This window comes from Sporocytophaga myxococcoides DSM 11118 (assembly GCF_000426725.1).
Taxonomy (GTDB): Bacteria; Bacteroidota; Bacteroidia; order Cytophagales; family Cytophagaceae; genus Sporocytophaga; species Sporocytophaga myxococcoides.
The window spans coordinates 242,339-265,924 of record NZ_AUFX01000011.1; the positions used below are offsets into that span (position 1 = coordinate 242,339).

A 23,586-nucleotide genomic window follows, 5' to 3' on the forward strand; every position below is an offset into this window, starting at 1 on the left:
TGATTAAAAATTATATGATAAGCCAATTCCTGGAATATATGCATAGGTTTTGTATGCCCCTTTAAAATTTGCTGGTTTATACTCCGAATCACGTTTCAGCTGATTGACAAATAAAAATGACAAGTCTATACTTAATCTCTCTGTAGGATAAATGGAAAGCCCTGCAGATAGCCCAATTCTATTTCCATCAGGAGTTTCAGGGTTTTCATAATCTTTTTTTACAGGAGTTTCATCATAATATCCGCCTAGTCTTATTGTAAGCATATCACTAGCTTTGTATTGACCTCCTAGTCTGAAGATAAATGTGTTATCATACTTTCTTGGATTTCTGGAATCAGGTAGTGATGGGGTATTTTGTTTGAAGTCAAAGATAAGCGAATCATAAGCACTCCATCTGACATAATCAACCTGAGCTCCAATAAGGAAGTTATCATTTATGTTATATGAGATACCACCACTGAAAGTAGCTGGTAATGGAAGAGTGGCATCAAATTTATTTCCTGCTGGGAAATTAGCGGATAAAGATGATGGTACTGTAAAGTTGGCATCGCCATCCTTTAAGTCCATCTTTATTTTGGATCTGTAGTTCAAGCCAATTGTCAGAGCTTCTATAGGTTTAAATGATATCCCCAAATTGTATCCCCAATTGGTTGCATGACCTTTTAGATTTGCCTGACCAGAGCTTCCATCTGCAAAAGTGACAGGTATAGCGCGGTGAAGATCTACTTTACCATAAGCAAACACTAGCCCTGCTCCAATACCAAGCTTATCACCTATTTTGTAAGAAACTGTTGGCTGAAAAAAAACTGCTTTTAATTTGATATCCTGGATCAAATATTTTCCTCCCCAATTATCACCCCATACAATGGAACTGCCAAATGGAGTATATACTCCTATTCCCGCACTTAAATTATCAGTAATTTTGGCGCTGGCAAATACTGAAAAAGGAGTAGACAAAGGGTTATCTGTCCTTGCTGTAAAACCAGCGTTGGAGGAGCGAAACTGAGTATAAGAAAATATACCACTAATGCTTCCTGTAAAGCTATACTTGTCTTTTATCAAAGACAAAGCTCCCGGATTAAAGAATATAGAACCGGCATCCATTGTAAGTCCTGTGCCAATATGTCCCATTCCGACATATCTTACCCCAATAAGATTTACCTGGTATCCTCCAGCCTTAACCAATCCGGCAGCTGAGAGAAATATCATAAAAAATAATAGTTTTTTCATGTTAAATTGATTTTAAAAATTGATGCTATAACTGGTAGTCCTGATATTTTGTTTCAGAGTGAATCTGACTTGAAATTAAAAAAATGCTGTTAAATAATCATTAAATCAGTCTTTCAGATGAATATTATTCTTACTTAAAACCTAAATTTGAAATATGAAGGTCTTTATTATTATAATTATCTCAAGCATTGGGGAATTACCTTAAAAGGTACGGAAATACAGGTTGTAACACATATTTATCTTAAGATAAATTCTTTTGCCAAATTAATTCAATTAATTATTTTCGAACAAATTACCGCATTTGTGAACAAATTATTATTGCTATTCATTGCCCTATTCATGCTTTCCTGTGAGGGCACTAATACCATGAATCTTTCATCAGCAGTTTTAGAAAAACCTGTTACTGATTCTGTAAAAGATACTACTCATGGACATATCAATCAGATACAAATCTCCATCAAAGGCAGCACTACTGTTGCTCCTGTTATGGAAAAGTTAATCTCAAGATTTGAAAAGAGAAATAAATTATATGCCTTTCATTTAGAAGCTGCCGGAAGCCAGTCTGGTATAGAAGCCTTAAAAAGGCAGGATGCAGATATAGCCATGACTTCTGCAATCATGAATGAGAATCATAAATTTGATTTTCATAAAAGAAAGCTTGATTTTGTTGAACTATATCTCGGTGGTGATGCACTTGCAATCATTGTGAATGTAAACAATAAAGCTAAGGGCTTAACCAAAGAAATGGTGAAAGAAATTTTTACAGGTAATATTAAACAATGGGAAGTAAGCACTGGCCTTGATAAGCATATACGCATCTTTGGAAGAGATACCACATCAGGTACATATCGATATTTTAAAGAACAAATACTGGACAATGAAAGCTTCTCCGAAAATACAGTATCTCTTAAAAACAGTAAGGACATAATTGATTCCGTTCGAAAATATCAAAATGCAATTGGTTATGTTTCATTTGCTCAATTGAATTATTCAGTAGAACCACTTGATATCTCCTTTGACAAAGGAAAATCTTTCATAAAATTAAGGAATGAACATGTGGAGAATTTCCACTATAAATTTGTAAGGCCTTTATACCTCTATTACACCGCTGATACATACATAAAATTAAAAGCATTTATTGATTTTATAAAAAGTGATGAAGGAAAAGAAATAATCTTCAATGAAGGGTATATACCTGTCAGCAGTTCTTTAATCAGTGGGAAACATCATAAAGAAATTCAATAAGAAAAAGGCTCCGGATTCATTAAACAAGAGATTCCGTTCCTTGTTTTTCTTTAATGAAAGATGAACAAAAAGACGTCAGAATCCAACTTTTAAATATGCTGACCAAGGAACAGGCCCATATTTCATTTGCAGGGTCTGTTGAGGGTATAGATTATAAAACAGCAGGGAAATCAGAAAAAACATTTCCTTATAATATCTGGCAACTAAGTTCGCATATTCAGTTTACACAAAAAGATATTCTTGAATTCTGCACCAACAATCAATATAAAGAGCCAAAGTGGCCTGATGATTACTGGCCTTCAAATGCAAAACCTACACAACAGGAATGGCAAGATTGTCTCAGTTATTTTCAAGAGGACAGGAATTCTTTTGTTAATCTCATCAAAAACCCTTCTGCTGATCTATTGGCGCCTATCCCACATGGCACAGGACAAAACCTTTTAAGGGAAGCCATATTAATCTGTGATCATACAGCTTACCATACAGGTCAGATTGTTCTTTTAAGAAAGTTGCTTGGAAATTGGTGAAATTAATGGAACCTTTTCTCCACTTCTTTTCTAAGATTCTGAGCAGTAATCAGCGGACCTTCTGTAGACCCAAGATTATAAAGCCATGCTGGAATTGCTCCGGAAGGATCAACTCTCATTTCATAAATTACCTGGCAGGAATTCTGAGTAATCGGAGTTATTTTCCAAAGTGTCTGGTAGTGTTTAATCCTCACTCTACCGCTTCTTTCAGGAAGGTAATCTGGCACTCCCATTCCTGTCAGTGTATATTCACCAGTTGATTTATTTTCAGAAATTTTAAGATGAACAATCATATCTCGGTCTTGTATAGGCCAAGGTGCACTCGTCATCTGATAATGGTAGTATTCGTTTTCATTTACCTTTTTCAATAACTTAGCTTCACTGCATTTATAAACCCAATTGGTATATTTTTCCTTATCCTTAAGTATTTCAAGTACATTAGAGGCAGGGTAGTTTATACTGGTCTCAATTTTAATTTTCTTGATTCCTGCATCTTTATCTCCAGTATAAATTCTAATTCCTTCTTCCTCCTTCTTTAATTCCCAATCACCACTTGTGGAAGTAAAGGCCAATAACAAATTTAAAAACAGCAGGGAAAATGTTAGTTTGATCACGTTTAATTATGTTTTTCTATTCAACTATATTATTGCCAACTTAAAAAATAACTTAATATTTATTAACTAAGCCATTATGTATATGTTACGATTAAAATAAGATTAAATATACATTCTGGGATAAAAAGCTTAAAACGATAAAATAAGTTCTTCTATATTCCTTTTTTTAGTAACATGGCTCATTCTGATGATTGTGTTTAATAAAAACAATCTTTCCAATATCAAATCCTTCATTTTTTGCTTTATCAATTAATTGATCAACTACATTCTTTGACAATACAGGTTTTCTGGACAATATCCAAAGCCTGGTTCTTGACTCATCACCGGCTAATGCATACTCATACTCATTTCCTACAGAAAGGATTTGATAATCTCTTTTAAATGGACCTCTGAATTTAACCTTAAACTTTGAATTGGTGCCAGCGTCTTTCAAAATGGCTTTACCGAACGACTTTTTAAGATTACCGGATTCAGTTACACGACATTCATTAACAATTCTGAATGTTCCATCTTTTTCCAAAGAATATTCCGATGTAGCATTGATACAACCCTTTTCAAATTTGGTAGGGATTGCAGCTATTTCATACCACTTCCCCTGATACCTGTTCAGATCAATTTTTCTTTCTACTTTGAGCGGAGCTGGCTTTCTTCTCATAAGATATCCTAAAATTGCTCCTGCAATTGCTCCCCCTAGAACCGATCCCCATCTGATTTCCTTTTCCATCATTTCATCTTTATAAAAGAATAACGACTACTGCATTAAGACTGTTTTTAATAACAATTCAGTATGGTAATCTAACTCTGATCATCTATAATTCAAGCAGCCAAAGAGTTCTGAATGGAAGATAAAAACAAAAAGAGATTGACATGTCTGCCAATCTCTTTTATTTTATCACAACCAATCAAACTTTAATCTCCATCGATTAGATTGCCCAAACCGCCGAGAATACTACCTTCCTCTCTGCGTTGACCAATACCATATGCTAGCATACGGGAAGCAAGTCGGCTTATTGGCAAAGATTGTACCCAAACCTTTCCAGGTCCTCTTAATGTCGCGAAAAACAAGCCTTCACCACCGAAAAGTGAATTTTTGATTCCTCCTATGAATTCAATATTATAATCTACTCCACTGGTGAATGCTACAATACAACCAGTATCCACTTTAAGTACTTCACCAGGCTGAAGTGTTTTCTCCGTAACCATCCCTCCTGCATGCACGAAAGCAAAGCCATCGCCTTCCAGCTTTTCCATAATGAATCCTTCACCTCCAAAAAGTCCGGTGCCCAGTTTTTTCTGGAATTCAATTCCTATAGAAACACCTTTAGCAGCACACAAAAAGGCATCTTTTTGACAAATTAATCTACCATCCAATTCTGCTAGGTTCATAGGTATTATTTTACCAGGATAAGGAGAAGCAAAACTAACATGCTTTTTACCAGATCCACCATTAGTAAAAGCAGTCATAAACAAACTCTCACCGGTGAGAAGTCTTTTTCCTGCAGAAAAAATCTTTCCAAGAAATCCTCCTTGTTGCTGAGATCCGTCACCAAAAATAGTTTCCATTCTTATCCCATCTTCCATCATCATAAAGCTGCCGGATTCAGCAACTACAGTTTCCTGAGGATCGAGTTCTATTTCTACAAACTGCATTTCCTCACCATAAATCTTGTAATCTATTTCGTGATTGCTTTTCATATAAATTATTATGTTTGACAGATACGAATTTAACAAAATCTTTAATTCTAAAGTTGATTTAAATACAAAGTCCATTCCTATTCGATCCATGAAAAGAATTTATCTACACTTTATTCTTTGCTTTGTGTTTTTTCAAGCTTTTAGCCAACAAATAGATTCTGTTTCAATTGAAAAAAAAAGCAAACAGCATATATATAGAGTAAAATGGTATATCGATGCCCCTATTATAGTTGGTGGTTTAGTCTCTAATTATTATGGCGTTCGTGTTTTAAAAGGGAAAAAGGGAATAGATGAAGCAACCGTTCTTACATTAGGTCCTGAAGATGTTCCAAAATTTGACCGAGGAGCTACCAGGCAGAATCCCGCATTTGCAGAAAAAGCCATGCACATATCCGATATAACTCTTACAACGACTATTATTTTGCCAGGACTATTATTGTTTGATAAAAAAATCAGGCAGGATGCAGTTAGGATAGGAGTAATTTACCTGACTACGGTTTCCCTTATGTCCAATTGTTATTCCTGGGGAGTAGGCCGAATTAACAGATACCGCCCCTATGTTTATAATCCAAATGAAAGCATGGAAAGACGAACCCGAAACGGTTCCAAAAACTCATTTTATGGAGGCCATGCTGCTGCTGCTGCTACGTGTTCTTTTTTTGCGGCAAAAGTATTTGCTGATTATCACAAAGGATCTAAACTTGTACCTGTATTCTATGGTCTGGCAATTATTCCTCCTGCCATAACAGCCTACTATAGATATAAGGCTGGTATGCATTTCCCTTCAGACCTGATTGTTGGAACAATAGCCGGGGCTGCTATAGGAATTGTAGTTCCTGAACTTCACAAACCTCGAAAAAAGAACAAAAATATGTCATTTGATCCTATAATTGGTCCTTGCCAAGGATTTGCAATGACTTATAAATTCTGATTTAAAACCGGTAATTTATTCCAATTCCTTTCGCATGAAAACTTACCATAGGTGAAATTGTAAGTTTTTTGGGTAAATGGAAACGGTTGAGATGTGTCAAATAAGCAAGATGAACAGATAATATGCCAATTCCGGCCCCTGCCAGGACATCGGATTGCCAGTGTTTATTATTTAACATTCTACAAACTCCTACTGAAGCAGCAACTGCATATCCGGAAACACCTATCCAAGGGCTTATATCTTTAAACTCCTGATGTAAAATAGCCGCTGCCACAAAAGCGTCAGTTGTATGTCCTGATGGGAAAGACATAAAATCAGATTTATCAGGACGCTCCCTGCCAACTATATTTTTTAATGGGAAAACCATGGCAGAAGCGATTATATTAGACTTGATTATGAGCAGTGCCACATTGAAAAAATCATGCTGTGAAGGGGTTCCCAGTAACTTCAGCAATACATATTGACCATATGGAACATATTTTAAATAATCGTCTGCATCCGTAGAAAAATCAGGGAACAAATGATGAATATCTTTTTTGGCATCTATACTGCTGTATAGACCATGATTTCCTGAGACGGAAACTCCATAACCTACTAAAATTGCAGGTGCTGCAAAATATTTCACCGAATTTTTCTGATACCATTTTTTTTTCAGCACAACTGTGTTTGAATCAGATTGTGCATGTAAACCGAGAGTATTAAATAAAAACAGAAAAACGAATAGATATAAACGCAGGTCCATGCTGAAAACAAATAATTAATTGGTCAGTAACCTTGATTAGCAAATAGCTGAATTGAACTGAAATAGAAACGAGAGTGGTTTAGGAATATTCTTTAAAAACAGGAAAAAGTTAAGTCCAGAAACTCAGAACTTAATCATAAGCCCTAAAGACCAAATGAAAATATTTTTGGTATATGAGAAACTAAATTTTCCATCGTTTCCTTCTGCAAATAAGCTTCTCATATAAGTTACACTGGCAAAAGGGCTCATTCGTTTAGAGTTAAATGCTTTCAACTCCAGACCTGCCAGAGCATATGAAGTACCTGATTTTTGGAAATCATTTGTTTTTTCAAAAGCAATGACATTATCCTTTAAAACAGGATATACCGTATTAGCTGAAACAGCAACATTATAAGCCAACCCGACTACTGGAGCTATTTTTATTTTCTTATAATTCAAATCCATAGATACCTTGGCTGAAATGAGGTTCTGCACAAAATGGTTTTGATAAGAATTGTTCTCCTTGTAAAGCAAAACTTTTTCGCTGTAAGATTGAAAAGAATAACCTATAAGAAAATTAAATCTTTTAATACTGTACCCTAAATCTATTCCTAAATTATAGCTATTCTTTTCCCTGACGCTATAACAGAAGGCTTGCCCCAATACCCCTTCATTACCGGACAAATAATTCTGGAAATATAGATAAGATATATATGGTTTGATATAGAAAAAATGCTCTACTTCTTTATACAGATATTCATCTACAACAAACTGTTGGGAGACGGTAACAGGAGCTTTTTTTATGATAATGGTATCAACTTCGACCCCTTGTTTAAACAGGGTATCTACCTGCGCAAAAACTGATTGGATTGAAAGCAAAAAAGTAAAAAATACAAGTCTCATAAATAGGATGTTATTTAAAAATCTTTTTGGTTTTTACTTTCCTCAATGTATCTGTTTTTATGATTGTATCCTGCTTGTTTAAAGTTATTACAGGCTTGTTCTTTTTAGACTCCTGCAGCGGTGGATTGGGCTGCACTGTTTGTGATTCTAAATTTACTCTAAAGTTTGTTAAAGTATCTGCATTCTGAAATGATGATACAACCGGAACTACTGAATTTTTATCCGCAGAATCTTTCACCTCTATAGAAACAGCAGAAGTGAATTGACCTGATTTATTGATTTGACTGGATCCAGAATGATTACTCGAACTTAAATCTTTATCATTTCCAGCCGTTTTACCAGCAATATTCCACTTCTTTATGGTAATGGTTTCTCCTCCATCCTTTTTTATATTTTCAGTTACCTCTTGCTTAGGTCCAATGAATAGATAAAAAAGAATTAGAGTTATTGAAATTGTAATAAAAATCAAATAATAAATATTAAAAGTACTAGCTCTCCAGGTAGCAAAATTATTCTTTAGGACAATAGGTTTAATTGTCTGCCATTCTCCATCAAAGTCAAAAGATTTCTCTTTCTCCGCATATTTCAGACGGTTCTTAATTAAAATACCTATATCCTTGTGGTCCTCCATGCTTATACTGTATGGTATATTAATACTCTTATTGAATCCTTTAATTTCTTTTTGGACCTATGAAGTAAAGTTCTGCAATTATTTTCACTAATTTTTAATTCCTTGGCAATTTCCTTGTGAGAATAATTTTCAACATAAAACATGTTAAAAATTATATTTTGCGGAGGATCAAGAGACTTTATAAGATTTATTAATTGTTCATAAGAAAGTTTTGACAAAGCTTTTTCATATTCGCTAAAATCTTCGTCTTCGATTTCCTCCGTTTCATTAAAATATTTTTGTAAACTACTCTCTCTGCCTCCTTGTTCTTCTTCGGATTCCAGTTCTATTGATAAATGAAAAAATCCGGAATTGCTTTTTTTTCGGTAAAAAGAAATGGCGGTGTTTACAGTAACTCTTTTCATCCATCCTATTAAAGCCCCTTCATTGCGGAAAGAGTTTATATCTTTAAAAATTTTGATGAAAGCTTCCTGAAAAATATCTTTTGCATCTTCAACACTTTTGGAATACCGGAAAGATAATTTCTTCAACTCAGGACCATATTTTTTAAATAGAGCTTCCTGAGATTTTAAATCCCCTTTCGCACAACCTCTAACGATTTCGTTATCTGATAGCTCCATTAATTAAGTGTTGGAAAACAAAAATATAAATTATATTCCAAAATTTACAAAAAAAACAGATATTGAAGGACTTAATACCCATTTTTGAGTAAAATATGATTATATCAGAAAAGCCTTTCATTTTTCCTGTTTTATTCTTTTTATTTCTACTTGAATCCTCTTGTGAACATCATTGTCCAATACCTCAAAAAAGTTTTGAAAGGACCATTGAATTAAGGCAGGACATAAATTCCAAGGGTGATGGAGATGCTTATTTAAACTCTCACCCAACTCTGGAAAATATTAATGGCAGTGGGGATCAGCATAATATAGTTGCCAACTGGACCCGATTTGGAGATCCTGCACGTTACCGCTCATATCTCAAATTAGACCTTTCTGATATAAAAACGGATGATGAAATAATTTCAGCAACCTTATTACTTCATACTAAACCTTCCGGTTCGGATGGTTCAGTACCTGATATCGTTAATCAAACTTTTGATGAAAATTATGTGCAGATATGTCTTGTTAAAGACTCCTGGGAACTGCTGACGTTAAGCTGGGCCAACCAGCCAACTTTTTCACAATTGCCGGAAGATTATATAGTTTTCAGTGTTCCGGAAGATTTCCCCTCTGTAATAGGAATAGATGTGACAAAATTAATCAAGAGTATAGCTGGAAACACTAAAAAAATCCCCAACAATGGATTTCTTTTCAAAATGATGCCAGAGGCAGATGCATTTCCATACCGTTCATTTGTTTTTTATTCTCTAAATGCTGACGTATCAAAACAGCCCTATTTAAGAGTACAATTGAAATCTAACTATTAATCACATTAGCATTTGCATCAGACTCCAATCATTTGAAGAACTATGATTCATTATAGAAAACGAATAGTCCTTTGCATAGCTACATTATGGTCAATACTATCAGCGTGTGAGCACCATTGCTGTCCTCCGGCAGAAAATATTGAAAGAACTCTTGAGATAAGAGAACCATTAACCACAAAGGGAGAAGTTGATGGAGACGCTTATCTGAATTCTCATGTTACTCTTGAAAACCTTAATGGAAGATTTGATATCCATAATATTGTGGCGAAATGGACAAGGTTTGGAGAGCCTGTGAGCTATCGGACATATTTAAAATTAGATCTATCAGAAATCAAGGATAATGAAGAAATAGAATCTGCAATTTTAGTTCTCCATACCAAACCTAACGGCTCTGATAACAAAGTTCCGGATAATGTAGGTATAGATTCAATCCCGAATTATATCCAGGTTTGTCTGGTAGAAGATTCCTGGGATCTGGAAGATTTAACCTGGGTACATCAACCTCGTATTTCACCATTGCCAGATGAATATTTATATTTTAACATCCCCTCCGATTTCCCACCTATCATGCGTCTGGATTTGACAGCGCTTGTAAAAAAAATTGCCGGAAAGGATAAAAAGGATGAAAACAACGGATTTCTTTTCCGAATGTATACAGAGGGAGATTTTGAATTTTATCAGTCATTTGTTTTTTATTCAATAAATGCTGGAAGGGCGAAACAACCCTATCTTAAGGTTCGATTGATACCTTCCAATTAATTCATCATTGACGATTATTCATTTTCTAAAGCCTGTTGAATTTTATCTCTAAATTCGCGTTTCGAGTCGCTTCTTTGAAGGAAGATAAATATTAAAAATTTATTATGAGTTCAGTTTTTAGTTTTTCAAAAAGTAATCTTGCCTTTATGGGCAATTGCCTTTTGATATTTTTTTACCTCATATTCGCCTTTTCTTTGATTTCATTATATATCCCCCCTCACATACTTTGGATTTCTGAAATCGCTACTTTATTAATTCCAGTATTCGTTTTCTTTAATTGTATCATAATTCTATTTCTGTTTCTTTTTAGGAAGACAACAAAAATGAAATGGGTTGGAACGGTATTTTTTCTGCTTTCATTTTTTTATTTTATTACCCTTTTTAGAATAAACAGAGTAAATAAAACCTCAGAATCAAATTGTGACTTTACCGTCCTTTCATATAATGTCAGCGGATATAATATTGCTCATGAACTGGGATTCAAAGAAAATCTGGAAAGAGTGATCTCCGGAAAAAATACTGACTTTGTCTGTCTGCAGGAGTTTTTCCCAGAAAAGGGTGGCCCTTTCCTGGAAACATTATATCCATACCAGGTTGTGTCGGCTAAAAAGAACGTAGTTGGAGTTACAATCTTCTCTAAGTACCCGATCATTCGAAGTGGACTTGTATTTGAAGGGAGAAGCGACTTTAACAAGGGAATTTATGCTGATGTACTGTTAAAAGGTAATGTGCTAAGGATTGTAAGTGTTCATTTTGAATCTAACAATCTGAAAAAAGGAAATCCTTTCTTCCCGTTTAAAAAGGTTTTGAGAAATGCCTTTTGGTTAAAAGAAACAAGTGAAATCAGGAGTACTCAGGTAAAAAAACTAAACACTTTTATTGATTCTACTTCTATTCCATTGATTGTAGCAGGTGACTTCAATGAAACTCCTTATAGTTTTGTCTATCAGAATATGAAGGATAAACTCAATAACGCTTTTGAGGAAAAAGGAAATGGCTTTGGATTTACATTTTTACCCAATAAAGCATTTTTAAGAATTGATCATCAGTTTTTCGAGCCTCAGAAGTTATCGATAAAAAATTTCAAAACATTCGACACCATACGTATTTCTGACCATGTGCCGATTCTAGGATGTTACAGCTTCTCTGAATAGCTTTAAAAAATGAAGGACCCCGTTAAGGATCCTTCACACATACATCTATCAACCTGTATTTAAGCACCGAAAAAGGGAATTCGGTAAACATAAATCATTCATTTTTAAATTAAGCTCAGGAGAAAAAGTGAAAGTCCCTTTCAGGACATTTCACTCATTTATCTATCAACCTAAATTTAAGATCTACTTATTAGAATCCTTGCTTAATGATTTGCAGGTGTAACGAAAAGTGAAAGACCCGGAAGGGTCGTTTCACTCATTCATCTATCAACCAGACTTTTTAACTCAGTATTTTACAATCTTGCTGATTGAGGTCTTACCGCCTTTTTCAACTTTTACAAGGTACATGCCTGCTGAAAGTTCAGCTCCCAATACCAATTGACCTTCTGCAATACCTGCTGAAACTATATTTCCAGTGTAATTAATTATCGAATAATTAAATTGCCCTTCTGATGCTATAGTAAAATCAGCATTAAAAGGATTTGGGTAAATTGATACCATTTCATCAGATTGAGTATTATCAATGGATGTGATAGTACACTCACTTTGATTCACGGCAGGTACCTTTCCTGTCTTCCCCCCGGCACATACATTGCAGACATCCAATGCAGCCGTTCCGCCCCAATCACCGTTACAATCTTTGGAGCAAGCTGTCATCCCCGTGCTACCGCCAACACAGGTCTGACAGTTGTCCAAATAAGCTTTTCCGCCATATTCACCATGGCAATCTTTTACGCAGGCCACTTTACCAGTATTTCCGCCTACACAAATATTACAATTATCGTTAAATGCAGTTCCACCAAAAACACCATTGCAATCTTTCACACAGGCTGTTTTGCCTGTTTTTCCTCCCACACAGACATCACAGTTATCTTTGAAAGCTGTACCTCCAAAATCTCCGTTACAATCTGCCATACATGGTTGTTTTCCGGTGGTTCCGCCAACACAGGTACTACAATTATCAAGATAAGCTGAACCGCCTACTACTCCTGCACAATCAGGAGTTCCCGTTTCAGCATATACTATGCCTCTTCCGGCAGTGCTCATATATACTCTTCCGTATACATTCATATCTCCCTGCACCATCTTGGCATTGCCAGGTCCTCCGAACTCATGTTCGTTATCATTTACTCTAACCCAGTTTGCCCCTTCATCTATAGAGCGATAAATACCTATTACATTATTGATCGTCCCCCATATGTATAGAGTAGGATAGCTTTTGCCTGGAGCTTCTTTACCCAGACCTACCGCACCGCAATAAGTAACACTATTAACTTTTGTAAATGACTGACCTGAATTTGTTGAGCGTGCGAGACCATTCCAAAGTGGCACCCATAAGTGTCCTTCTTTACCTGGAGTAGTACGAATTACTCTCGCTCCTCCTGATCCTGCATTTCCTGAAGTGCTGAAAGAAATACCTCCATCTGTGCTCACCAGAATCGCTCCGTTAGATTCATTGAACGCGTAAAACTTGTTAGCATTCTCGGCATCTGCAACAGGAAAAGCTCCGGATATATTTAATCCTGAACAAGCCGTCCATGAATTTCCATTATCAGTAGATCTATAAGTTGTGGAGGAATTTTCAGGACAGGCCAGGAATACTTTTCCGTCGGAGGATATTGCTACACTTCCCTTAACCCCACTCAAACCGTTTTTATTACACTTTGTCCAGCTTGCACCTTGATTCGTGGAGTAGTACATGTCATTACCAACACGTAACATTGTACTTGTCTTTTTAGATGCGAATGCAATACCTGTAGTTGTCCCGGTAGTTGGAGTATGTCTTGAATAATATTTTATAATATCAGTATGAACAAATCCGTCATAATCTCCAATTGCTGAAACTAAAGGTCCTCCTGGAATACTCACCATGTCAAGTGGTACTGTTTCCTCAAGGCCTTTTTGCATGAATTTCCATGTAGTCTTTGAAGCGTTAATATCTTCCGTCTTAAAAACACCATTTCCGGAAGTCACCCAGACTTTTGCAGTATTAAAGGGATCAAATTCAATTGAACCTGCCCAATGTATGGCCTGATCAGCAATCCAGGGACAATCGTTTTGATCTAGCGTAAGCCCTTTTGAAAAGATGTCAGTCCATGAAGTTCCACCATTTGTACTCAGGAATATTCTGTCACCCCATGCGCTATTTTGTTGCATGTAGGTATTTATCGTTGATGCAACAAGCCTGTTTGAGTTATTTGGGTCAACACAAATTCCTCCGAAAGCTCTTGCATAACCGGAAGGTGTTACATTGGTCCATGTTCCTGTTTTAGTATTGTATTTCCAGATCGCTCCATTATCCATAGGCTCCGGTAGACTCCAGTGTCCATGCGGACCTGCTCCATTGCCATAAGTAATGAAAAGGTTTCCATCAGCAGCAAGTACTGCTCTTTGAGGCATAAAGTTGGTAGGACCACCAGAAATAGCATTGAAAGTAGCCCCTCCATCTTTACTTACATATAGGTTAGTCCCTGTCTGTGAAATGCCCGCAAATATTATCTTTGAAGCACTGCCTTTAGTTCCACTTGCTGGATCAATCAATACGAAGCTGATACCATTATCATTAGGAGTGCTGGAAACATTTAAACCACTTACTTTGCTCCAGGCAGCGCCTGAATTAGTGCTTTTAAAAAGTCCATTTCTTCTGGTTCCACAAAAAAGTAAAGTACTCAAATTAGGATCTACAACCAGCTTTTCACCATTCTGACGTCCCATTCCATTGCCATGTGCTTTGAATTGAGATGTTACTTCTGTTACTGTAAAAGTATTTCCGTAGTCGCTGGAACGAAGGATAGCTGTTTTTCCTCCGTTGAAATAGTCTATCCCAACCAGCATATAAACTTTCTTCGAGTCCTGGGGATCTATTGCTAAGGCCTCTACTCCAAGATATCCTGTTTCACTGTCAGAAACCCAGTCTGTAAGAGGAATCCATACATTCTTAACTGCATCCCATCTGTAAGCACCACCCACATCCGTTCTTGCATAAACTAAATTAGCTTCGGTCTTACTTGTAATGATACTGGAGACAAACCCACCTGCTCCTATTGCTACATTTTTCCAGTTATTGGCATTTTGTGCTAATACGAACTGTTGAGTCCAAATTAAAAAAAGTAAAATTTGTAATAAGAATAGTCTTTTATTCATGTAATGTCCAGATTTAACTTTTCTTTATCTGAAAAATTTAAACCCAATACGGAGAGAAAAATGAAATGTAAACAGGTAATGAAAAAAAAATTATAGATTTTTTTATTTATTACCCTTGTCAAAGAAAATGACCTTAATTCAATCCAAAAAAAGAAATTACTCCTGGAAGATTCAGGAAGTGCTCTCTGCTTTTCTGGAAGAAGTGCTTAAGCTCCGATGATCTTTGCTTAAGCACGGAGGCTCCGGAGGTTCCCACGCAAGGTCCGGGAGTTCTCACGGAGCTTCGGGAAGTACACTTCGAAATTCCGAAAGTACATCCGCAGCTTCGGCGCTTAAGCACGGAAGTTTTGTGCTTATGCACCAATGTTCCGTGCTTAAGCACGAAGTCTCCGGAAGTGCATACGCAAGGCGCGAAAGTCCCCACAGAAATCCGGGAAGTACTCCTGTATCTTCCTGAAGCCTCCACGGAGCTCCCGGGAGTACTTCCCGAAATTCCGGAAGCCCCCCGCAGGACTGGTGTATAAGCACGGAAGATTTTTGCTTAAGCACCTAAGATCAGTGCTTAAGCACTATAGCTCCAAGAGTAAGCCGGATAGAATTCTGAATAAGTCTGATTGGATTATAGAAAAAGAAATTCTGGAGGTGCTGATGAATATTGTTTTAGCGCTGAAAACTGAGATAAAATTCTACAGCATTGTCATCCAATATTGAAGGGCTATTTGTACCAGCCATATAAGACGCATATAATGAAAAAGCTGAGTTTCCAATATTTAAGTTTTTGAACCCAGCAATAAATGCGATCCCTCTTTTATACTTTAAATTGACCCCTGCACTTACCAAATCATAAATATCAAAAATGCCTGCGAGCTGTACATTATCAGTTCCTTTTTGCAATCTTGTATATAAATGCGGACTAAAGTCAAGAAATTGAGTGACTTGAAAACTATAAAACATATTACAATTCCAATAGCGATCCAACTGAAACTGCTGATTGATAGGCTGAAGCTTATTCCTTAATATTTGCTGACCTGCAATTCCTAAATAAAGTCTTTTCCAGCTATACCATATACCTACACTTCCGTCCATAACAGTTGAGCTTCCTCCTGCCCCGGCCTGAGAACCTCTGAAGTTGTAATTCACTATTCCTAAAGCCACACCAGCTGATAATGAAGAATATTCAGAAAGATTTGTTCTCCAGGAATACCTTCCATAAAGCCTGCTTCTGTTTATGAAATCACCTTCTTTAAAATTTACGGCTTGCAATCCAATGAATTGAGATCGTCCTTCTTTATCTCTTATTTTATAATCTGCGTCAGCATAAAGCTTACTAATACCCTCAAAAAGTCCTGTCTGAGTTCTGTTTTCTCCCCTGATTTTAAACTTATAGCTTGTATCTGTAGCTGCAGGATTTAGCAAATAGTAATTATTAAAAAACTGATCGAAGAGATCCGGAACTTCAGATCGGGACTGACCTCTGGCAAAAGAAGGAATAATAAAAATTACTAATATAATTAGTCTGAATCCGGACACAGGAATAATTTCTGTAATTTTTAACAGTTATTCTCGTAAAATTAAAAATAATAGCCGTGAAGCTAGTGTTTACTTTTTTATTTTCAAATCGTAGGATCAGGAAGTGTGAATAAAATAGATTCAAAAATTATACAATGTATCCAACAGGGTGAAAATGACCCTGTACTTGATTATCTTTACGAACATACTTTAAAAAAGGTCCGAAGGTATGTTCTTCAGAATAATGGTTCTTTGGAAGAAGCGAGTGATATTTTTCAGGATGCAGTTGTAATCTTTTTTAATCAGGTGAAGCAAAATAAATTTAACCAACAATATGGAATTGACGGTTTTATCTTTTCTGTTTCCCGCAATCTATGGATTGATAAAGTACGGAGGGACAAACGTATTCAAAATAAAGATCTGAGTCTGATGGAAAGTGAATTTTCCGACAACTCTGATCATCTTGGAGATTTAATCACCAAAGAAAAGTCTTCTGCAATGAGATTGGTATTTGAGAGACTGGATGAAAAGTGTCAGAAGATCCTTCGCTTCTCTATATTTGAGAAATTAAGCATGAAGGAAATCAGTGAAAAGATGGGTTATGCAAGTGAAAATGTAGCTAAGACCAATAACTACAGGTGTAAGCAGTATTTGCAAAAACTGGTAAATGAGGATAAGAATCTTTTAAATTTATTAAAGCATTGAAAGAAGGAGTTGAATATTACTTTGAGATTGATCAATACCTCAACGGGGAACTGAGCGATGATGCTTTATTGAAATTTGAAAAAGCTCTTGCTGAAGATCCCACATTTAGAACTGAAGTTGAAAATCAACAATTGCTTAACGAGGTTGTACTTGGCGCTGAGTTAGACGTCCTAAGAGAAAGGATCAAAAAAGACATCAAACAGCTGGATCAAAAAAATAACACTAATAAATGGTTATTGGGAGGTTCACTCCTCTTACTTATTAGTGCAGCTGCTGGAATTGGACTCTCAATCAATAACAAATCCGAAAAGACGCCTTCAGTAAAAAACTCAACAGAAAAGCAGGTAATCATCAATAATGATTCATTCTCTAGAAGCGAATTACCTCTATTATCTGAAAACAAAAGGGCTAATAAGAAAGACCTTACCATAAAACCTAATAGTAATAAATCTCCTGAACGCTTGTCAGATACGATTCAGGAAGAGCAAAAGAAGGAGACAACTCTAAAGAAAGAAACTAATACAATTATATTAGACACTTTAACTACAAATCCACTTCCTTACCAAAAATCAGATCCTTGTATAGGTGTAAATATTAATTTCACAGTATCTTCAACAAGTACTTGTAGCGGAGCTTCCAACGGAGAAATCAAAGTAGCAGAAAACAGCATTAAAGGTGGCACAGCACCCTATTCCTACGAATTTAACGGTAGCGGAAATTTTTCTTCTTTATCAAGTTATACAAATCTAAGGCCGGGCAGCTATGTAGTCAAAGTCAAAGATCAATCAGGCTGTGTGAAAGAAAAATCAGTATTGGTATCCGAAAAAGAATGTTATAAAAAGCAAACATTCAGTTTCAGTCCGGAATTCGGTGAGACTTTGAAAATTCCGGTTTCTTCAGAAGAACCTGGAACACTTTCAATATACAATAGAGCAGGATTGCTTATATTTAAGACAAAAACAGGCCAGGGTGAAATAGCGGAATGGACAGGAACTGATATGACAGGTAATCTGGCAGTAGCTGGATTATATGTTTATATAGTGGAATATTCAAATGGTCAAAAAGAAAACGGACAGATTACGGTATTAAGATGATTTTGAGTAACCTTAAAATAAGAAAGTTAGAGTATAAAAGGATTTTCCTTTTTATAGCTTTTGTTTTGGTTGGCTTTAAAGTCAGTGCACAGGATAATCTTGTTGAAATACCTGACGAAAACCTTAGAGCAAAACTTGAGAAGGATTATTCTGCTTATATGAAAGATGGTAAGCTGGATACTATTAAGGCAAAAGATTTATATGGTGAGCTGAATCTGGAATACTCAAACATTAATGATGCTAACGGAATATCTTACTTTACCAACGTCTATACACTCAAATTGGGTTTTAATCACCTTACAACAATTCCGGATATTTCACGACTTACTAATTTGAGATTATTATACCTGTACAATAATAATATCGCGGAATTACCCGATCTGACTACTCTTGTTAATTTAGAGGATTTTCAGGTTTATAATAACCAGCTTAAAAAATTACCGGCTTTACCTCCTCCTTCTGCAAATTTAAAAACTTTGTCATGTGGCAATAATCAATTGACGGAAATGCCTGATCTTTCAGGTTATGTAAATTTGGAAATACTTGTTGCCGGAAATAATCCGATGCCTGTATTTCAAAATGTATCTGCTTTAAAAAATCTTAAACAGCTACATTTAAACCATCTTGGATTAGACACCATCATAGGTCTGAAAGATCTGAACTTTCTGGAAGTATTATTTATACAAGGCAACAATCTGAAAGATCTATCAGACCTTAAAGCTAATACAACTCTAAAAGTCTTTAATGTTTCAAATAACAAGTTATCTAGCCTTCCGGATCTGCTAGCAAAATTCAACTTGGACAACGTGAATATTTCTGATAATTATCTCACGTTTGAAGACATCTTACCTCTTAAAAATCACCCTCAGTTTAGCAAGTTCATTTATACTCCTCAAAAGCCCTTTATAATTGATCAGAACCTAGAGTTGAAAGACCAAACCGAACCTTTCATATATGATCCGAAGGTCGATGCGACGCTACCTGTAACGTATCAATGGTTTAAAAATGGGATTGCTGACAATACCAATAAATCCTCAGCGCTCACTTTATCTCCTCTAACTCCAGAGCAGTCTGGAGAATATTATCAGGAAATAAGATTGATGGCCCTACCTTCACTGGTACTCAAAAGTACTAATTTGGTGTTGACAGTAAAGCCATGTATTGAATTGTCCTATAAATCAATAAATATTCTTTCTGAAAATTGCAAAGAAGGTTATTCAATAGAGTTGCAAGGAGTTGAGTATAAGGGAGGAACTCCACCTTATCGTTTTGGCATCAAATCAGTCACAAAAGCTGATACTCTTACTCTTGATAATTTCCATTACAATAACCTGGAGGCAGGCATATACAAATTTACTGTTAATGACCAGTTTAATTGTAAAGGTTCTACATCATCATTCACCCTTCAGAAACCAAAAGATTGTCAAGCTGTATTCAGTCCCAATGGTGATGGTTATATGGACTCTTATTTTATCGAAGTTCCGGGCAAAATTAAAATACTGGATTCAGGAAGAAATTTAATCAGAGAGCTTGTTGCTCCTGCTGTCTGGGATGGAACAAAAACAGATGGTTCAATGGCAGATGCTGGTTATTATGCTATTGTCGTTGATGAAAACAAAGTAATCAATATTACTTTAATTCGTTAACCGGCAATCGACATTTTCGAAACTTTTCACTTACCAGTATTTATAAAAAGCAATACATTCCCTAAACATCGAATAAAAATCCCTCCACTCGAAGAAGTCCGCGTGGACACCATAGACTTGCCCGGCGCCAACTTTCTTAAGTAAATGTTTAGTTCGGGAAATATGATAATATTGAGATACAACAGTAACACTACTCAGATGATGCGTCTTACTTAACTCCATATAATTATTAGCAGTTTGTAAAGTATTATTTCCAAGATCATCTGCTATTACATTGTCAACTGGAACTCCCCGATCAATAAGGTACTTTTTCATCTCAGTTCCTTCATAATACCCTTCCTTGCCCAAACCACCGGAAACAATAATGATTGATGATGGATTTTCACGAAATAACTGAAGACCTTTATCCACGCGAGCTTTTAATCTCGGAGAAAGTGTTCCGTCTTTATTAACTTTATTACCAAGTATCAGAATACAATCCGTTTTTACTTCATCGTCCATAAGACCGTCTGCAGCAATAAAAATGGATTGTGTCAAAAAGAGGCTGATTACGGCAAATGCTAAATATTTAAAAGTTCTTTTCATCTAAAAATTAAAGGAAAGACTATTTACCAAAATCCAGTTTTACTTTCAGTCTTTCTACAATTTCATAGACAGCTGGACAAACCTGAGTATTTTTAAGAGTAAGGCTAAGGATCTGACGGAATCTTTTTCTATTGGTATGAGGATACTCTCTGCAAGCCGTAGGTCTTGATTCATAGACCAGACAATAATTCTCCCCATCAAGAAAAGGACATGGGGAGGAATTCAATACATAATCATTATCTTCATCCAAATGCAAATATTGATCTATAAATTCAGAAGGCTTCACTCTTAGTTTCCTTGCTACCCTTTCAATATCTGCCTGATAAAATATAGGGCTTGTGGTTTTGCAACAATTTGCACAGGCAAGACAATCTACTTCTTCAAAAACATCTTTATGAACTGGATGCACGATTTTGTCCAGCTGATCTGGAGAAATTTTCTTCAGCTTATCAAAAAACTTTTTATTAATCATCTCCGCAACCTTGCCCTTCTCTTTTATTTCTTCCGGTTTAAACATTACTTAAATCAATAGTTATTTTTTCTTCACTGCTTACCTTGGCGAGCTCAATCAGCTTAATCACATAATGGGCTTCTTCGGGTTTTACTAGCAGCTCCCCCCCATTTCTGATAGCCTGTGCAAGGTTCCTGTAGAAATAAGGATAATTTCCTCTTTCAGAAGGATATTCAGATTCTTCACAATCCGTATTTCTGACAAATCCTGGAGTAGGAACAGTTTCTTTTTCCCATGCAGCATCTCTTGGGAACAATCCCTGTTTCAGAGCAGCTTCCTGTGGGTCCAGATCATAACGAAAGTAAGTTAATTTAGAGCCTTCCACATAAAGCTGAGGTGTTTTTTCTTCTACAAGCATGCCTGCCTTTACTACAGCTTTGAATCCGCTATACTGAAGAGTTATCTCAAAGAAATCATCTACTACAGCGTCTGGTCTTTGTCTTTCAATCTTTGCAGTAATTGTCTGCGGTCTTCCCCAAAGATAAATCGTCTGATCCAGCAAATGTACTCCAAGATCATATAGCAAGCCGCCTCCAGGGGTTTCTTTCTCTCTCCAGGAATCTTTAATCGCAGGACGAAAACGATCAAAGTGTGCTTCATAGTGCCTGATTTTTCCGAAACCGTTCTCTTCTTTTATCTTTTTAATTGTAAGCAAACCCGCATCAAGTCTTCTGTTTTGATATACGGTAAGGATCTTTCCTGTCTCTTTAGAAATTTTAATTAACTGCTCGGCATCACCAGAAGTAACGGTTATTGGCTTATCTACTACTACATGTTTCCCCTTCTCCATAGCTTCTTTGGCCATTGAAAAATGAAACTCATTGGGAGTTGTAATAACGATCAATTCTATTTCAGGATCATTTGTTAATTCTGAGAAAGTTCTGAGCACCTTCACTTCTGGGAACTTCAGCTTTGATTGTTCTTTATGTCTTTCCTGAACATTGGTTAATTTAAATTCAGGTGAACTTGCGATAAAAGGTGCATGATAAAATTCACCTGCGGCTCCATATCCCGCTATTGCTGTATTGATCGGCTTTATTGACATATTTCAGATTTTCAATATTTTGAATTCAACCCTTCGGTTTTTTGCACGGTTTTCATCAGAATCATTTGGCACTGCCGGCATAGTTTTACCAAATCCTTTGGCTACGAGTCTTTCAGGTTTAATTCCTTTTGAAGTAAGATACTTTACAACTGATTCTGCTCTGTTTTGAGATAACTTATTATTGTAATCATCACTTCCCTTATCGTCCGTATGTGCGGAGATTTCCACGACAAGACTCTTGTTTACCTTCATCAGATCCACGACCCTGTCCAGCTCAAAAAAGGAAGTTGAAGACAAAGAAGAAGAATCAAAATCGAAGAAAATATTATTTAATACAAAAGAAGTATTTTTCTTGAGAGGCTTCAATTTAACGCTTTTTTCAAACTTCTGATACCTTTTTACTGAATCAACTTTTAAGACCTCAGAATGAAAAGTATGGCCTTTGGAGCTTATAGAAAAATCATAGGTTTGACCTTCCTCAATATATACTTGATACTTACCGGTAACAGAATCATTGGTAACTTCCGATACCTTTTCTTTGGTTTTAAAATTATTAAGCTGAACGCTTGAAGCAATTGGCTTGCTTGTTTCTTCATCCTTTATAATCCCCTCGACAGAAATCACTTTTTCAGGTCGGAACTCACCAGGTAATTCCACCTTATAAATATCGTCCTTATTATTACTTGTAGTAGATGAAAGGTAAATAACGTCACCTGAAGCAGGAACGGAAATCAGTTCATCATCCTTGGCTGTATTTATAAAATCCAATGGCACGGGTTTAGTCCATTTGCCATATTTAAATTTAGATTCATAAAGATCGTAACCGCCTTTTCCGTCGGATTTATATGAAGAATAAATCAGCGTTTTACCATCTGCCATTATTCTTGGGTATCCTTCACAACCGGAATTTACCGGGTAAGGTAAAGGAATCGGATTTATAAAAAATACTCCCTGTCTTGTGGCCTTAAAAAGTTTGCAGCACCGCTGGCCGGTTGAGGTATTTTTTTCACCCGCTCTCATGAAATAAAGGATTTTACCATCCGGAGATAAAGAAGGAAAGCCATCGTAACCGGCAGAATTAACAGGTTTACCAAGATTTTTAGGTGCGCTCCAGTTATTGCCGGTTCGTTTGCTATACCAAATATCAATACCTCCCATGCCACCTTTCATATTTGAGGTAAAGAACAATGTAGAGCCATCATAGCTAAGACAAGGCCCTCCTAAGAAATCATCGGGACCAACAACATTATTAATAGTTATTATATCCACCGGTTTTGACCAAACTCCTGGCTGTACCTGGGTTGTCATGTACAATCTCCAACGTCCACCTTTATCGGATTCAAAAATCAATGTATTTCCATCCGCACTGATGGTTGGAGCAAATTCAGAACTTTCTAGAGTATTTACAGGATTGCCCAGGGTTTGCAGATTGGTACTTGAGTTTTTTTGACTAAAGGCAATGAAGGAAAGAAAATTTAATACGACCAGAAATAGCTTTTTTTTCATAC

At 36.1% G+C, this 23,586-nt stretch carries 24 protein-coding genes; 10 read left to right on the top strand and 14 right to left on the bottom strand.

Annotation, left to right across the window (positions count from 1 at the left end):
* Positions 1-3: 3 nt before the first annotated feature.
* Positions 4-1,230: an OmpP1/FadL family transporter gene (locus K350_RS0114990; RefSeq protein WP_028980608.1), complete on the bottom strand. Its 1,227-nt coding sequence runs from the start codon at positions 1,228-1,230 to the stop codon at positions 4-6.
* A gap of 147 nt (positions 1,231-1,377) precedes the next feature.
* Between K350_RS0114990 and K350_RS0114995 the strand changes: the two genes are divergently transcribed.
* Complete coding sequence (locus K350_RS0114995; RefSeq protein ID WP_028980609.1) at positions 1,378-2,475, top strand: PstS family phosphate ABC transporter substrate-binding protein; 1,098 nt, start codon at positions 1,378-1,380, stop codon at positions 2,473-2,475.
* A 95-nt stretch (positions 2,476-2,570) separates the two neighbouring features.
* The gene (locus tag K350_RS0115000; protein ID WP_162144180.1) at positions 2,571-3,002 is read left to right on the top strand and encodes a DinB family protein; all 432 of its coding nucleotides are present in this window, start codon (positions 2,571-2,573) and stop codon (positions 3,000-3,002) included.
* A gap of 2 nt (positions 3,003-3,004) precedes the next feature.
* Here the strand turns inward: K350_RS0115000 and K350_RS0115005 are convergent, their stop codons facing one another.
* From K350_RS0115005 to K350_RS0115015, 3 genes are all read right to left on the bottom strand, one after another.
* Positions 3,005-3,616, bottom strand: coding sequence for an START domain-containing protein (locus K350_RS0115005; RefSeq protein ID WP_081671017.1), 612 nt, complete (start codon positions 3,614-3,616; stop codon positions 3,005-3,007).
* A gap of 166 nt (positions 3,617-3,782) precedes the next feature.
* Positions 3,783-4,343, bottom strand: coding sequence for a lipocalin family protein (locus K350_RS28975; RefSeq protein ID WP_051313174.1), 561 nt, complete (start codon positions 4,341-4,343; stop codon positions 3,783-3,785).
* Between the two features lie 182 nt (positions 4,344-4,525).
* The gene (locus K350_RS0115015; RefSeq protein ID WP_028980612.1) at positions 4,526-5,311 is read right to left on the bottom strand and encodes a TIGR00266 family protein; all 786 of its coding nucleotides are present in this window, start codon (positions 5,309-5,311) and stop codon (positions 4,526-4,528) included.
* A gap of 88 nt (positions 5,312-5,399) precedes the next feature.
* On the opposite strand from K350_RS0115015, the gene K350_RS0115020 reads away from it, so the two are divergent.
* A complete protein-coding gene (locus K350_RS0115020) occupies positions 5,400-6,242 on the top strand; it encodes a phosphatase PAP2 family protein (protein ID WP_162144181.1) in 843 nt (280 codons plus the stop codon).
* Between the two features lies 1 nt (position 6,243).
* Here K350_RS0115020 and K350_RS28980 read toward each other — a convergent pair whose 3' ends face one another.
* From K350_RS28980 to K350_RS31320, 4 genes are all read right to left on the bottom strand, one after another.
* Positions 6,244-6,984, bottom strand: a complete 741-nt coding sequence (locus tag K350_RS28980; protein WP_051313175.1) for a phosphatase PAP2 family protein — start codon at positions 6,982-6,984, stop codon at positions 6,244-6,246.
* Between the two features lie 123 nt (positions 6,985-7,107).
* Positions 7,108-7,866, bottom strand: a complete 759-nt coding sequence (locus tag K350_RS0115030) for a hypothetical protein (protein ID WP_028980614.1) — start codon at positions 7,864-7,866, stop codon at positions 7,108-7,110.
* Positions 7,867-7,876: 10 nt separating this feature from the next.
* Positions 7,877-8,497, bottom strand: coding sequence for a hypothetical protein (locus tag K350_RS0115035; RefSeq protein WP_028980615.1), 621 nt, complete (start codon positions 8,495-8,497; stop codon positions 7,877-7,879).
* Positions 8,498-8,499: 2 nt separating this feature from the next.
* Positions 8,500-9,117 (bottom strand): RNA polymerase sigma factor, encoded by a 618-nt coding sequence (locus K350_RS31320; RefSeq protein WP_028980616.1) that lies wholly within the window; start codon positions 9,115-9,117, stop codon positions 8,500-8,502.
* A 95-nt stretch (positions 9,118-9,212) separates the two neighbouring features.
* On the opposite strand from K350_RS31320, the gene K350_RS0115045 reads away from it, so the two are divergent.
* From K350_RS0115045 to K350_RS31325, 3 genes are all read left to right on the top strand, one after another.
* Positions 9,213-9,926, top strand: coding sequence for a DNRLRE domain-containing protein (locus K350_RS0115045; RefSeq protein ID WP_028980617.1), 714 nt, complete (start codon positions 9,213-9,215; stop codon positions 9,924-9,926).
* Positions 9,927-9,968: 42 nt separating this feature from the next.
* The gene (locus tag K350_RS0115050; RefSeq protein ID WP_028980618.1) at positions 9,969-10,685 is read left to right on the top strand and encodes a DNRLRE domain-containing protein; all 717 of its coding nucleotides are present in this window, start codon (positions 9,969-9,971) and stop codon (positions 10,683-10,685) included.
* Positions 10,686-11,008: 323 nt separating this feature from the next.
* The gene (locus K350_RS31325) at positions 11,009-11,839 is read left to right on the top strand and encodes an endonuclease/exonuclease/phosphatase family protein (RefSeq protein WP_051313176.1); all 831 of its coding nucleotides are present in this window, start codon (positions 11,009-11,011) and stop codon (positions 11,837-11,839) included.
* A gap of 285 nt (positions 11,840-12,124) precedes the next feature.
* Here K350_RS31325 and K350_RS28995 read toward each other — a convergent pair whose 3' ends face one another.
* Entirely contained in the window at positions 12,125-14,983 is a 2,859-nt protein-coding gene (locus K350_RS28995; RefSeq protein WP_037575777.1) for a T9SS type A sorting domain-containing protein, read from the bottom strand.
* Positions 14,984-15,206: 223 nt separating this feature from the next.
* Here K350_RS28995 and K350_RS0115070 point away from each other — a divergent pair, with 223 nt between their 5' ends.
* Positions 15,207-15,440: a hypothetical protein gene (locus K350_RS0115070; RefSeq protein WP_028980619.1), complete on the top strand. Its 234-nt coding sequence runs from the start codon at positions 15,207-15,209 to the stop codon at positions 15,438-15,440.
* A gap of 203 nt (positions 15,441-15,643) precedes the next feature.
* On the opposite strand, the gene K350_RS0115075 is transcribed toward K350_RS0115070, so the two are convergent.
* Positions 15,644-16,513, bottom strand: coding sequence for a type IX secretion system membrane protein PorP/SprF (locus tag K350_RS0115075; RefSeq protein WP_051313177.1), 870 nt, complete (start codon positions 16,511-16,513; stop codon positions 15,644-15,646).
* 105 nt (positions 16,514-16,618) lie between these two features.
* Between K350_RS0115075 and K350_RS0115080 the strand changes: the two genes are divergently transcribed.
* Genes K350_RS0115080 through K350_RS0115090 form a run of 3 tightly spaced genes read left to right on the top strand, consistent with a single transcriptional unit; the run spans position 16,619 to position 19,937 of the window.
* Positions 16,619-17,197 (top strand): RNA polymerase sigma factor, encoded by a 579-nt coding sequence (locus K350_RS0115080; protein ID WP_028980621.1) that lies wholly within the window; start codon positions 16,619-16,621, stop codon positions 17,195-17,197.
* Positions 17,194-18,291 carry a SprB repeat-containing protein gene (locus tag K350_RS0115085; RefSeq protein WP_028980622.1) on the top strand — a complete coding sequence of 366 codons (1,098 nt, stop codon included), beginning with the start codon at positions 17,194-17,196 and terminating at the stop codon, positions 18,289-18,291. Before K350_RS0115080 ends, K350_RS0115085 begins: the two co-directional genes overlap by 4 nt.
* Entirely contained in the window at positions 18,288-19,937 is a 1,650-nt protein-coding gene (locus K350_RS0115090; RefSeq protein ID WP_028980623.1) for a leucine-rich repeat domain-containing protein, read from the top strand. The genes K350_RS0115085 and K350_RS0115090 overlap by 4 nt, the downstream gene beginning before the upstream one ends.
* A gap of 30 nt (positions 19,938-19,967) precedes the next feature.
* On the opposite strand, the gene K350_RS0115095 is transcribed toward K350_RS0115090, so the two are convergent.
* Genes K350_RS0115095 through K350_RS0115110 form a run of 4 tightly spaced genes read right to left on the bottom strand, consistent with a single transcriptional unit; the run spans position 19,968 to position 23,584 of the window.
* On the bottom strand, positions 19,968-20,522 hold the full coding sequence (locus K350_RS0115095) for a YdcF family protein (RefSeq protein ID WP_028980624.1): 555 nt from the start codon (positions 20,520-20,522) through the stop codon (positions 19,968-19,970).
* Positions 20,523-20,541: 19 nt separating this feature from the next.
* Positions 20,542-21,039: a YkgJ family cysteine cluster protein gene (locus tag K350_RS0115100; protein ID WP_028980625.1), complete on the bottom strand. Its 498-nt coding sequence runs from the start codon at positions 21,037-21,039 to the stop codon at positions 20,542-20,544.
* The gene (locus K350_RS0115105; protein WP_037575780.1) at positions 21,032-22,078 is read right to left on the bottom strand and encodes a Gfo/Idh/MocA family oxidoreductase; all 1,047 of its coding nucleotides are present in this window, start codon (positions 22,076-22,078) and stop codon (positions 21,032-21,034) included. The genes K350_RS0115100 and K350_RS0115105 overlap by 8 nt, the downstream gene beginning before the upstream one ends.
* Before the next feature lie 3 nt (positions 22,079-22,081).
* Positions 22,082-23,584, bottom strand: a complete 1,503-nt coding sequence (locus K350_RS0115110; protein ID WP_028980627.1) for an OmpA family protein — start codon at positions 23,582-23,584, stop codon at positions 22,082-22,084.
* Positions 23,585-23,586: the final 2 nt, after the last annotated feature.

Excerpts from the sequence above, each read along its gene's own strand:
- K350_RS28995 (WP_037575777.1), bottom strand. The coding sequence starts at position 14,983 with ATGAATAAAAGACTATTCTTATTACAAATTTTACTTTTTTTAATTTGG.
- K350_RS0115090 (WP_028980623.1), top strand. The coding sequence starts at position 18,288 with ATGATTTTGAGTAACCTTAAAATAAGAAAGTTAGAGTATAAAAGGATT.
- K350_RS0115000 (WP_162144180.1), top strand. The coding sequence starts at position 2,571 with ATGCTGACCAAGGAACAGGCCCATATTTCATTTGCAGGGTCTGTTGAG.
- K350_RS0114990 (WP_028980608.1), bottom strand. The coding sequence starts at position 1,230 with ATGAAAAAACTATTATTTTTTATGATATTTCTCTCAGCTGCCGGATTG.
- K350_RS0115030 (WP_028980614.1), bottom strand. The coding sequence starts at position 7,866 with ATGAGACTTGTATTTTTTACTTTTTTGCTTTCAATCCAATCAGTTTTT.
- K350_RS0115035 (WP_028980615.1), bottom strand. The coding sequence starts at position 8,497 with ATGGAGGACCACAAGGATATAGGTATTTTAATTAAGAACCGTCTGAAA.
- K350_RS31325 (WP_051313176.1), top strand. The coding sequence starts at position 11,009 with ATGAAATGGGTTGGAACGGTATTTTTTCTGCTTTCATTTTTTTATTTT.
- K350_RS28975 (WP_051313174.1), bottom strand. The coding sequence starts at position 4,343 with ATGATGGAAAAGGAAATCAGATGGGGATCGGTTCTAGGGGGAGCAATT.
- K350_RS0115020 (WP_162144181.1), top strand. The coding sequence starts at position 5,400 with ATGAAAAGAATTTATCTACACTTTATTCTTTGCTTTGTGTTTTTTCAA.
- K350_RS28980 (WP_051313175.1), bottom strand. The coding sequence starts at position 6,984 with ATGGACCTGCGTTTATATCTATTCGTTTTTCTGTTTTTATTTAATACT.
- K350_RS0115015 (WP_028980612.1), bottom strand. The coding sequence starts at position 5,311 with ATGAAAAGCAATCACGAAATAGATTACAAGATTTATGGTGAGGAAATG.
- K350_RS0115100 (WP_028980625.1), bottom strand. The coding sequence starts at position 21,039 with ATGTTTAAACCGGAAGAAATAAAAGAGAAGGGCAAGGTTGCGGAGATG.
- K350_RS0115045 (WP_028980617.1), top strand. The coding sequence starts at position 9,213 with ATGATTATATCAGAAAAGCCTTTCATTTTTCCTGTTTTATTCTTTTTA.
- K350_RS0115110 (WP_028980627.1), bottom strand. The coding sequence starts at position 23,584 with ATGAAAAAAAAGCTATTTCTGGTCGTATTAAATTTTCTTTCCTTCATT.
- K350_RS31320 (WP_028980616.1), bottom strand. The coding sequence starts at position 9,117 with ATGGAGCTATCAGATAACGAAATCGTTAGAGGTTGTGCGAAAGGGGAT.
- K350_RS0115050 (WP_028980618.1), top strand. The coding sequence starts at position 9,969 with ATGATTCATTATAGAAAACGAATAGTCCTTTGCATAGCTACATTATGG.
- K350_RS0115095 (WP_028980624.1), bottom strand. The coding sequence starts at position 20,522 with ATGAAAAGAACTTTTAAATATTTAGCATTTGCCGTAATCAGCCTCTTT.
- K350_RS0115105 (WP_037575780.1), bottom strand. The coding sequence starts at position 22,078 with ATGTCAATAAAGCCGATCAATACAGCAATAGCGGGATATGGAGCCGCA.